Here is a 9,859-nt window from a genome sequence, read left to right on the forward strand (position 1 = left end):
TTTAAAAGGATTTCATGATGCGCAAAGCGCTTGTAGCCACTTCGTTGCTCGCCCTGATGCTCGGCGGCTGCGCCAGCAACCCCGCCGACCTGGATGTGAGCGGCACCTGGATCAACCAGGTCGCCATCGATGCGGCAGCCAAGGGCGGCCCTTTGCGTGAAGCGCTGCAGAGCTATGGTCCAAACCTTGAGTGGGAGGTGAATACCAAGGCCTCCCAGGCGCGCTATTACAACGGCTTTGAAGTCGCGGAAGGCAAGTTGCTCGGTGAAAAATCCGGCGCCTGGAGCGTGGACTTCTACGGCAGCTCGGCCACCGAACTCAAGCGCAAAGGCAAACAACTGTTGCAAGTGGCCAACGATAACGAGCCTGAACAGCTGTTTGCCCGCGCGAAAGAGCCCGCACCGGAGGGCGCACCGCTGGGTGCCAACTTCGAGCGTGCGCTCTACGCAGCCTATATGGGCGGCGACTGGAAGATCAGCGACGGTTTCGGCAGCGGCGCCATCGTACAGTTCCAGGCAAACGGCAAAGTCGCCGGTCTGCCCAATGTTGATCGGTACTCGTTGTGCCTGGCGGGCGACTGCGCCTCCATGAGCGGCGGCTACGACAGTATCTGGCTGCAACTCAATGGCCAGGGCAACCCCTGGATCTTCATACGCAAAGGCAAGCAGCTGGAAATTTTCCAGGCGATCAATACCGCGCAGACCGACGAAGTGCCTTCGTTTACCCCTGGCCCGCGTCAGTGGCTGCTGGAAAAACAGTAAATAAAAAGGAGCCCTCACAGGCTCCTTTTTGCTTTAGCACCTTCCTTCAAGAATCGCAGCATACCCTTCGCGATAGGTCGGATACTTGGGCGTCCACCCGAGCGCCTTGATCCTGGCATTGCTGCATTGCTTGCTACCCGCCCGCCGCACACTGGCGTCCTCGGACCACTCTGTGACGCCCAAGTAGTCACGTAACCAGGCCACCACTTCAGCCAACGGCGCCGGCGCATCATCGACACCGATATAGACCTTGTCCAGCGACCCACCCTGCTCCACATGACGCAGCAAAAACGCCAACAACCCCGCCGCGTCATCGGCGTGGATGCGGTTGCCATATAAAGGTGGATCAAGCGCCACCCGGTAACCCTTGCGCACCTGCGTAAGCAGCCATTCGCGACCTGGGCCGTAAATACCGGTCAAGCGCACGATACTGGCGGGGATGCCACTGTTGAGTGCGACCTGCTCGGCTTCCAACATGACCTGCCCGGAATAGCCCTTGGCCTGGGTTTCTGAGGTCTCGTCGACCCACTCGCCGTTCTGCTGCCCGAACACGCTGCTGCTGGATACAAACAGCAGGTGCTTGGGCTCCTGACCGTAATCCTTCAACCACTCCAACACATGCTGCAAACCTTGAACGTAGGCGGCGCGATAGCCTGCCTCATCGTGATCGGTGGCGGCGGCGCAATACACCAGGTAATCCACCCCGCCGATCGGCCAGGTCTCGGGACAATCCTTGTTGAACAGGTCGCCGGCAATACCAATGACGCCTTCGGGCAGGCGCGAAATATCGCGGCGCAGGCCATGAACCTCCCATCCCGAGGCCAGCAATTGGCTAGCCAGCCGACTACCCACATCGCCGCATCCGGCAATCACCACAGAAGGCACAGACATCACAAAACTCCATTCTCAAAGGTCTAGGTTAGCCCTCACAGCAGACCGTCGGCCAGAAAAAGGGCAAATAAAGTTACTGTATTACTTTTGTTAACAAGAATTACTTGCAATAATGACCGCCCATTTGTCCTCGGCCGTTTAAGGTCTGGTAGGACGATCACTCATTTTTTCTTCTCAGGTCCGGCCAGCATGACACGTAATACAACCCCCGCTTCGCCAACCAAGCTTCACAGCCCATCCCGCGCCTGGCGTGCGATTGCTGCGATGCTGTTCAGCGTACTGCTGGCGCCGACCGCCGCATTCGCTGATGCCACCGCCCCGGCTACCCCAGCGGCCGCCGAGCAAAATGCAGCCACACCGGCCGCGCCCGTCGCCGCGCCGGTCGCAACTGACCCCGCTGCAGCCGCCGCCGATGAAACCGGCGTGGTATTGGAAGAAGACAACACCCTGGGCATGGCCCATGACCTGTCTCCGTGGGGCATGTACCAAAACGCTGACGTGGTGGTAAAAGCCGTAATGATCGGCCTGGCCATCGCCTCGATCATCACCTGGACCATCTGGATCGCCAAGGGCTTCGAGCTGCTGGGCGCCAAGCGTCGTCTGCGTGCTGAAATCGTTCACCTGAAAAAGGCCACCACCCTCAAGGAAGCGAGCGAAACCGCAACCAGGAAGGGCACCCTGGCCAATCTGCTGGTGCATGACGCCCTGGAAGAAATGCGCCTGTCTGCCAACACCCGCGAAAAAGAAGGCATCAAGGAGCGTGTCAGCTTCCGCCTCGAGCGCCTTGTGGCGGCCTGCGGCCGTAACATGAGCAGCGGCACCGGCGTGCTGGCGACCATCGGTTCCACCGCACCGTTTGTCGGTCTGTTCGGTACCGTGTGGGGCATCATGAACAGCTTTATCGGCATCGCCAAAACCCAGACCACCAACCTCGCCGTCGTTGCCCCAGGCATCGCCGAAGCCCTGCTGGCCACCGCCCTGGGCCTGGTTGCTGCGATCCCTGCGGTCGTGATCTACAACGTCTTCGCCCGCTCGATTGCCGGCTACAAAGCCCAGGTATCCGACGCGTCGGCAGAAGTCCTGCTGCTGGTCAGCCGCGACCTCGATCACCTGCCTTCCGAGCGCAGCTCGCAACCGCACATGGTGAAAGTGGGGTAATCGGCCATGGGCCTGCATTTGAATCAAGGCGACGACGAACTCGTCGAGAACCACGAAATCAACGTCACCCCGTTTATCGATGTGATGCTGGTACTGCTGATCATCTTCATGGTGGCGGCACCGCTGGCGACCGTGGACATCAAGGTCGACCTGCCCGCGTCCAGCGCCAAACCGGCGCCGCGACCCGAGAAACCGGTGTTCCTCAGCGTCAAGGCGGACCAACGTCTGTTCCTGGGCGAAGAAGAAGTCAAAGCTGAAACTCTGGGGCAGGTGCTCGACGCCAAGACCCAGGGCAAGAAAGACACGACGATCTTCTTCCAGGCCGACAAGGGCGTGGACTACGGCGACCTGATGAGCGTGATGGATGCCCTGCGGGCAGCCGGCTACCTCAAGGTAGGCCTGGTCGGACTTGAGACGGCAGCCAAGAAATGATCACGACGCGCCACAAACTGACGCGTTATGGCACCAGCCTCGCCGTCGTGCTGGGCGTGCATGCCGTCGCGATCGCCATCGCGCTCCATTGGTCAGCCCCACGCACGGTGCAGTTGCCGCCGGCCGCCATGGTCATTGACCTGGCGCCGATGCCAGCGCCACCGCCGCCGGCACCGCCGAAAGTGGTGACGCCGCCGCAACCGCCTGCTCCGGTGGAAGAGTTGCCTTTGCCAAAACTGGCCGAGGCACCCAAGCCAACGATCCAGGTGCCCAAGCCGGTCAAGCCCAAGCCCAAACCTCAGCCGCCAAAGCCGGTGGAGAAAAAGATCGAGCCGCCCAAGGAGAAACCCTCCGAGGAGCCACCGAGCGATGCGCCGCCGACCAAGGCACCGGCTGAAAAATCCGCCCAGCCGGCTCCAGGCCCGTCGCCGCAGCAGATCGCGGCCAAAGCGTCCTGGGAAGGCACCCTGCTGGCGCACTTGCAGAAGTACAAGAAGTACCCGCCAGGCGCCCAGGCCCGTGGCAAAGAGGGACTGAACCGCTTGCGCTTCGTGGTCGATGCAGAAGGCAATGTGCTTTCCTACGAGCTGGTGGGACGTTCCGGCAATGCCGACCTGGACCGTGCCACCCTGGACATGATCCGTCGTGCCCAGCCGTTGCCCAAGCCACCGGCCGACATGGTGAAAAGTGGCAGTATCGAGATCGTTGCACCGTTCGTGTACAACATCGAGAAGCGTCGCCGCTAAACTGAGGGGAGCGGGAAAGCCCGCTCCCACAGTTGATTTCAACCCCGCAAAAATTCACATTCCCCGCTCAATCCCCAACAAAGTTCTGATAACGTGCGTCTATCGATTGCAGCCGGTATGCTTGGCCCGCAACCTCATGGACGCCCGCTATGACTCTTACAGAATTACGCTACATCGTTACCCTCGCCCAAGAGCAACACTTCGGCCATGCGGCCGAGCGTTGCCACGTCAGCCAACCGACCCTCTCGGTGGGCGTGAAAAAGCTTGAAGACGAACTCGGTGTGCTGATTTTCGAGCGCAGCAAGAGCGCCGTGCGCCTCACCCCGGTAGGCGAAGGCATCGTGGCCCAGGCCCAAAAAGTCCTGGAACAGGCGCAGAGCATTCGCGAGCTGGCCCAGGCCGGCAAGAACCAACTGACCGCCCCGCTGAAAGTCGGCGCCATCTACACCGTCGGCCCTTACCTGTTCCCGCACCTGATCCCGCAACTGCACCGCGTCGCGCCGCAGATGCCGCTGTATATCGAAGAAAACTTCACCCACGTGCTGCGCGACAAACTGCGCAATGGCGAGCTGGACGCGATCATCATCGCCCTGCCGTTCAACGAGGCGGACGTACTCACCCTGCAGCTCTACGATGAGCCGTTCCAGGTGCTGATGCCGGCCTCTCACCCGTGGACGCAAAAAACCACCATCGACGCCGGCCTGCTCAATGACAAGAGCCTGCTGCTGCTGGGCGAAGGCCACTGCTTCCGCGACCAGGTGCTGGAAGCCTGCCCGACGCTGACCAAGGGCAACGACGGCGCCAAACACACCACCGTGGAGTCCAGTTCCCTGGAAACCATTCGCCATATGGTCGCCTCTGGCCTGGGCATCTCGATCCTGCCGCTGTCGGCAGTGGACAGCCATCACTACGCCCCCGGCGTGATCGAAGTGCGCCCCCTCACACCGCCAGTGCCGTTCCGCACCGTGGCGATCGCCTGGCGCGCCAGCTTCCCTCGGCCCAAGGCAATTGAGATCCTCGCCGACTCGATCCGCCTGTGCTCGGTGGCCAAGCCGCCGGCTACTGCCGCGAGCTGATCAACCGTATGAGCGAGCTGTCGCAGGTGTCGGTCACGGCCCTCAAGGGTGTCGGTGAAGCCATGGCCGAGAAACTGGCCAAGGTCGGCCTGGAAAATCTTCAGGACGTGCTCTTCCACCTGCCCCTGCGTTATCAGGACCGCACCCGCGTGGTGCCCATCGGCCAGTTGCGGCCTGGGCAGGACGCGGTGGTCGAAGGCACCGTCAGCGGTGCCGACGTAGTAATGGGCAAGCGCCGCAGCCTGGTGGTGCGCCTGCAGGACGGCACCGGCGGGCTGAGCCTGCGCTTCTACCACTTCAGCAACGCGCAAAAGGATGGCCTAAAGCGCGGCACCCGCGTGCGCTGCTATGGCGAAGCACGCCCAGGTGCATCCGGCCTGGAAATCTACCACCCCGAATACCGGGCAATCACCGGTGACGAACCGCCGCCGGTGGACACCACCCTCACGCCCATCTACCCGCTCACCGAAGGCCTGACCCAGCAACGCCTGCGCCAGTTGTGCATGCAGACCCTGAGCCTGCTCGGCCCAAAAAGCCTGCCCGACTGGCTGCCGCTGGAACTGGCCCGCGACTACCAACTGGCGCCGCTGGACGATGCGATCCGCTACCTGCACAACCCGCCAGCCGACGCCGATGTCGACGAACTGGCCCTGGGTCATCATTGGGCCCAGCACCGCCTGGCGTTCGAAGAACTGCTGACCCATCAACTGTCCCAGCAACGCCTGCGCGAAAGCATGCGTTCCCTGCGCGCACCGGCGATGCCCAAAGCCACGCGCCTGCCGGCGCAGTACCTGGCCAACCTCGGCTTTGCCCCTACCGGCGCCCAGCAGCGCGTAGGCAACGAAATCGCCTATGACCTCAGCCAGCAGGAGCCGATGCTGCGACTGATCCAGGGTGACGTGGGCGCGGGCAAAACCGTAGTCGCCGCCCTCGCCGCCCTGCAGGCCCTGGAAGCCGGTTACCAAGTGGCGCTGATGGCGCCCACCGAGATCCTTGCCGAACAGCACTTCATCACCTTCAAACGCTGGCTCGAGCCCCTGGGCCTGGAAGTGGCGTGGCTGGCCGGCAAGCTCAAGGGCAAGACCCGTGCAGCGGCGCTGGAACAGATCGCCGCTGGCGCACCGATGGTGGTGGGCACCCACGCCTTGTTCCAGGACGAGGTGCAGTTCAAGAACCTGGCCCTGGTGATCATCGACGAACAGCACCGCTTCGGCGTGCAACAGCGCCTGGCGCTGCGCCAGAAAGGCGTCGGCGGGCGCATGAACCCGCACCAGTTGATCATGACCGCCACGCCGATCCCGCGCACCCTGGCCATGAGCGCCTACGCCGACCTCGACACCTCGATCCTCGACGAACTGCCGCCCGGTCGTACGCCCGTCAACACCGTGCTGGTCACCGACACCCGGCGCGTGGAAGTCATCGAGCGGGTACGCGGGGCCTGCGCCGAGGGGCGACAGGCCTACTGGGTGTGCACCCTGATCGAAGAGTCCGAAGAGCTGACCTGCCAGGCCGCCGAAACCACCTTTGAGGACCTCACCAGTGCCCTGGGCGAACTCAAGGTCGGGCTGATCCACGGGCGCATGAAGCCCGCCGAAAAAGCCGCGGTGATGGCCGAATTCAAGGCCGGCAACCTGCAACTGCTGGTGGCCACCACGGTGATTGAAGTCGGCGTGGACGTGCCCAACGCCAGCCTGATGATCATCGAGAACCCCGAGCGCCTGGGCCTGGCGCAACTGCACCAATTGCGCGGCCGCGTGGGTCGGGGCAGCGCCGCCAGCCACTGCGTGTTGCTTTATCACCCGCCGCTGTCGCAGATCGGCCGCCAGCGCCTGGGCATCATGCGCGAGACCAACGACGGTTTTGTCATCGCCGAAAAAGACCTCGAACTGCGCGGCCCCGGTGAAATGCTCGGCACCCGCCAGACCGGTCTGTTGCAATTCAAGGTCGCCGACCTGATGCGCGACGCCGACCTGCTGCCGGCCGTGCGCGACGCGGCCCAGGCCTTGCTGGAGCGCTGGCCGGATCACGTGAGCCCGCTGCTGGATCGCTGGCTGCGCCATGGGCAGCAATACGGCCAAGTGTGACGTCGAACTCACTTAAGCGACCTACACCTGTACCAAGCTGGTTATACTTCGGTGACTGTACGAATTTGGATCAGGCCATGTCAGAAGTCGCCCTCGCCACAGCCCCGCTGACCGCACCGCCGGTCATTCGGACCCTGCTCGCCAAGCTAGCCATCAGCTACACGGAAGTGGTCGAACAACCTGGCCTGAATCCTGCGCGAAAGGTCCAGGCCGTGTTGCTGGAAGATGCGGTGGGGGCACTCATGGTGCTGTTCCCTCAGAACCAGTTACTGGACCTCAACCGCCTCGCCGAACTTACCGGCCGCCGCCTCACCTCCGTATCGCCCGACCGTATCGAGCGCATGCTGGCCAAGCACGACCTGAGCCTGCTGCCGGGCCTGCCGGCACTCACCAGTTCGCCATGCCTGTATGAAGGCAGCCTGCTCAACGAGCCGAGTCTGCTGGTACATTCGGGCGAAGCCGGGTTGTTGCTGGAAATCTCCAGCGATGCCTTCAAGACCATGCTCACCAAGGCCAGTGCCGCGCAGTTTGGCGAGCCGCTGAGTAACATTCGTCCCAACCTCGACCGCCCCAACGATGACCGCGAGGAAATCACCCAGGCGATGCAGGCGTTCACCGCCCGTCGTATCCAGCAGCGCCTGGAAGCGACGATCGAGATCCCACCGCTGGCCGACACCGCGCAGAAGATCATCAAGCTGCGGGTCGACCCCAATGCGACCATCGACGACATCACCGGCGTAGTCGAAACCGACCCAGCCCTGGCAGCGCAAGTAGTGAGTTGGGCGGCATCGCCGTACTACGCGTCACCGGGCAAAATCCGCTCGGTCGAAGACGCCATCGTGCGTGTGCTGGGCTTTGATCTGGTGATCAACCTGGCGCTGGGCCTTGCCCTGGGCAAGACGTTGAGCCTGCCCAAGGACCACCCGCACCAGGCCACGCCGTACTGGCATCAGTCGATCTACACGGCGGCCGTAATCGAAGGCCTGACCCGTGCCATGCCCCGTGCCCAGCGTCCGGAAGCCGGCCTGACCTACCTGGCCGGCCTGCTGCACAACTTCGGCTACCTGCTGCTGGCCCACGTGTTCCCTCCGCACTTTTCACTGATCTGCCGCCACCTGGAGGTCAACCCGCACCTGTGCCACAGCTACGTGGAACAGCACCTGCTGGGGATCAGCCGCGAACAGATCGGTGCCTGGCTGATGCGCTACTGGGACATGCCGGACGAACTGTCCACTGCCCTGCGCTTCCAGCACGACCCGACCTACGACGGCCAATACGCCGAATACCCGAATCTGGTGTGCCTGGCCGTGCGCCTGCTGCGCAGCCGCGGTATCGGCTCCGGGCCGGATGAAGCGATTCCGGACGTACTGCTGGAGCGCCTGGGCTTGAGCCGTGAAAAGGCCGAAGAAGTGGTAGGCAAGGTACTCGACGCCGAAGTGCTGTTGCGTGAACTGGCGTCGCAGTTCACCCAACCCTGACACACTGCCGGGGCTAGCTGGGCTTGTGGTAAGCGGGCATGCCCCATCGCCTGGCTCTCTGTCAGGCCGGCTTGTTTTTCTTCGGCTTCAAATACTTGGTCAACCCCTGAAACCAGATCACCAGCGCCGGGTTGCCCTTATCCGAATTCCAGCAGAATGGATTGAGCGATTATCCAAGCGAGGGAAGTAATCATCAGCGTCATATTAACGATTAAATAACGTTTCAGATAAGGTGGGAATTTTTCAAGATCTGCAGGGTTTACCTCTCCAATAATAATAGAAGCCCTTGGCCACACTACCATCCCTGCGATTTTTGATATTTCAAAGACGGACCAAATTAAACCCCGTTTCCCCAAGCTATTTCCCCATATGTAGATATACCGGCTGTTCTTTAACGCCTCCTTTATGGCGTCCAACTGACAGCGGCTCAAATACACGCTATATGCGATAGCGGTAACGGCGAGCAGAAATGGCGTGGACAAAAAACCAATAGCTACCCAAGGATTCCAACTATCGATATTGGTCAAGGTTGTGTGACCTCGTAGATTTTTCCACCTATGTACTCACCCCCCCTACCACCGTAGGTTGTACCCACCCACGTGCCAGCCCCCACTAAGGCCGCGACGCAAACAACCCCTCCTATTCCTGTAGTGACACCAAGCGCCACGCAGATCGAACTACTTGCATAACTCGCTACTGCTCCACCTGCACCACTGCCAATGGTAGACCCGGTGAATTTCCCCCCTTCAGTAAATTTGATCTTCTCACAGGCCTCCCCAGAACCTCCGTTACACACCTGCTGAATAGACAGCAACGACGACACACCGCCAATACCGATGCCAATATAACCGCCTGTTTTCATGTATTTGGCCGCACGACTGATCGCGTCCACATGGGTGGCATACCCCGGGATGGCACCCGGTCCACCCGCATTGTGCCAGTGATGTACGAGGCTACGACTGGAGATGCCAAGGGCCGTTTTTAACTTGGGATGGTCGCCTAGGCTTGTTTGGCCGCGCAAACGTGTCGAGTTCAGCAGGTGTGCATCCAGTTTGGCTAGCAGCCGTTGTCGTTCAGCAAAGAACTGCGGCGATTTAAGGTGTCCGTGCTGACGATAGCTTTCCTGATGCAAACGCTCGATGGCCTGGAGTGTGTCGCGCAAGTTAGTCAGGTGTTTTTCCATCACCATTGCGCTCACGCCAAGCCAGGTTGAGGTGTGACCAATGAAGCTGG

General features: G+C 61.5%; 9 protein-coding genes and 2 pseudogenes. 7 read left to right on the forward strand and 4 right to left on the reverse strand.

The features are described from left to right. The first annotated feature begins 17 nt into the window (after positions 1–17). Positions 18–761 (forward strand): hypothetical protein, encoded by a 744-nt coding sequence (locus KZX66_RS18105; protein ID WP_248081828.1) that lies wholly within the window; start codon positions 18–20, stop codon positions 759–761. 33 nt (positions 762–794) lie between these two features. Here KZX66_RS18105 and KZX66_RS18110 read toward each other — a convergent pair whose 3' ends face one another. Continuing rightward, positions 795–1,652 (reverse strand): SDR family oxidoreductase, encoded by an 858-nt coding sequence (locus KZX66_RS18110; protein ID WP_248081829.1) that lies wholly within the window; start codon positions 1,650–1,652, stop codon positions 795–797. Positions 1,653–1,841: 189 nt separating this feature from the next. Here KZX66_RS18110 and exbB point away from each other — a divergent pair, with 189 nt between their 5' ends. The 6 genes from exbB to KZX66_RS18140 all read left to right on the forward strand — a co-directional run bounded on the left by exbB (position 1,842) and on the right by KZX66_RS18140 (position 8,626). Further along, positions 1,842–2,810, forward strand: a complete 969-nt coding sequence (exbB, locus tag KZX66_RS18115) for a tonB-system energizer ExbB (RefSeq protein WP_248081830.1) — start codon at positions 1,842–1,844, stop codon at positions 2,808–2,810. A 6-nt stretch (positions 2,811–2,816) separates the two neighbouring features. Beyond that, the gene (exbD, locus tag KZX66_RS18120; RefSeq protein ID WP_032884416.1) at positions 2,817–3,242 is read left to right on the forward strand and encodes a TonB system transport protein ExbD; all 426 of its coding nucleotides are present in this window, start codon (positions 2,817–2,819) and stop codon (positions 3,240–3,242) included. Continuing rightward, the gene (locus tag KZX66_RS18125; RefSeq protein WP_248081831.1) at positions 3,239–3,988 is read left to right on the forward strand and encodes an energy transducer TonB; all 750 of its coding nucleotides are present in this window, start codon (positions 3,239–3,241) and stop codon (positions 3,986–3,988) included. The genes exbD and KZX66_RS18125 overlap by 4 nt, the downstream gene beginning before the upstream one ends. Before the next feature lie 149 nt (positions 3,989–4,137). Beyond that, positions 4,138–5,064, forward strand: coding sequence for a hydrogen peroxide-inducible genes activator (locus tag KZX66_RS18130; protein ID WP_248081832.1), 927 nt, complete (start codon positions 4,138–4,140; stop codon positions 5,062–5,064). An 8-nt stretch (positions 5,065–5,072) separates the two neighbouring features. Continuing rightward, a complete protein-coding gene (gene recG / locus KZX66_RS18135; protein ID WP_248081841.1) occupies positions 5,073–7,148 on the forward strand; it encodes an ATP-dependent DNA helicase RecG in 2,076 nt (691 codons plus the stop codon). A gap of 77 nt (positions 7,149–7,225) precedes the next feature. Beyond that, positions 7,226–8,626: an aminoacyl-tRNA deacylase and HDOD domain-containing protein gene (locus tag KZX66_RS18140; protein ID WP_248081833.1), complete on the forward strand. Its 1,401-nt coding sequence runs from the start codon at positions 7,226–7,228 to the stop codon at positions 8,624–8,626. 61 nt (positions 8,627–8,687) lie between these two features. Here KZX66_RS18140 and KZX66_RS18145 read toward each other — a convergent pair. The 3 genes and pseudogenes from KZX66_RS18145 to KZX66_RS18155 all read right to left on the reverse strand — a co-directional run. Next, positions 8,688–8,765: pseudogene (locus KZX66_RS18145) on the reverse strand (helicase); the annotation flags it as partial. After that, positions 8,764–9,153, reverse strand: a complete 390-nt coding sequence (locus KZX66_RS18150; protein ID WP_248081834.1) for a hypothetical protein — start codon at positions 9,151–9,153, stop codon at positions 8,764–8,766. The gene KZX66_RS18150 and the pseudogene KZX66_RS18145, both read right to left, overlap by 2 nt. Further along, a pseudogene (locus KZX66_RS18155) lies at positions 9,150–9,859 on the reverse strand (PAAR domain-containing protein); the annotation flags it as partial. The pseudogene KZX66_RS18155 and the gene KZX66_RS18150, both read right to left, overlap by 4 nt.

This window comes from Pseudomonas sp. EYE_354 (assembly GCF_023148575.1).
GTDB lineage: Bacteria > Pseudomonadota > Gammaproteobacteria > Pseudomonadales > Pseudomonadaceae > Aquipseudomonas.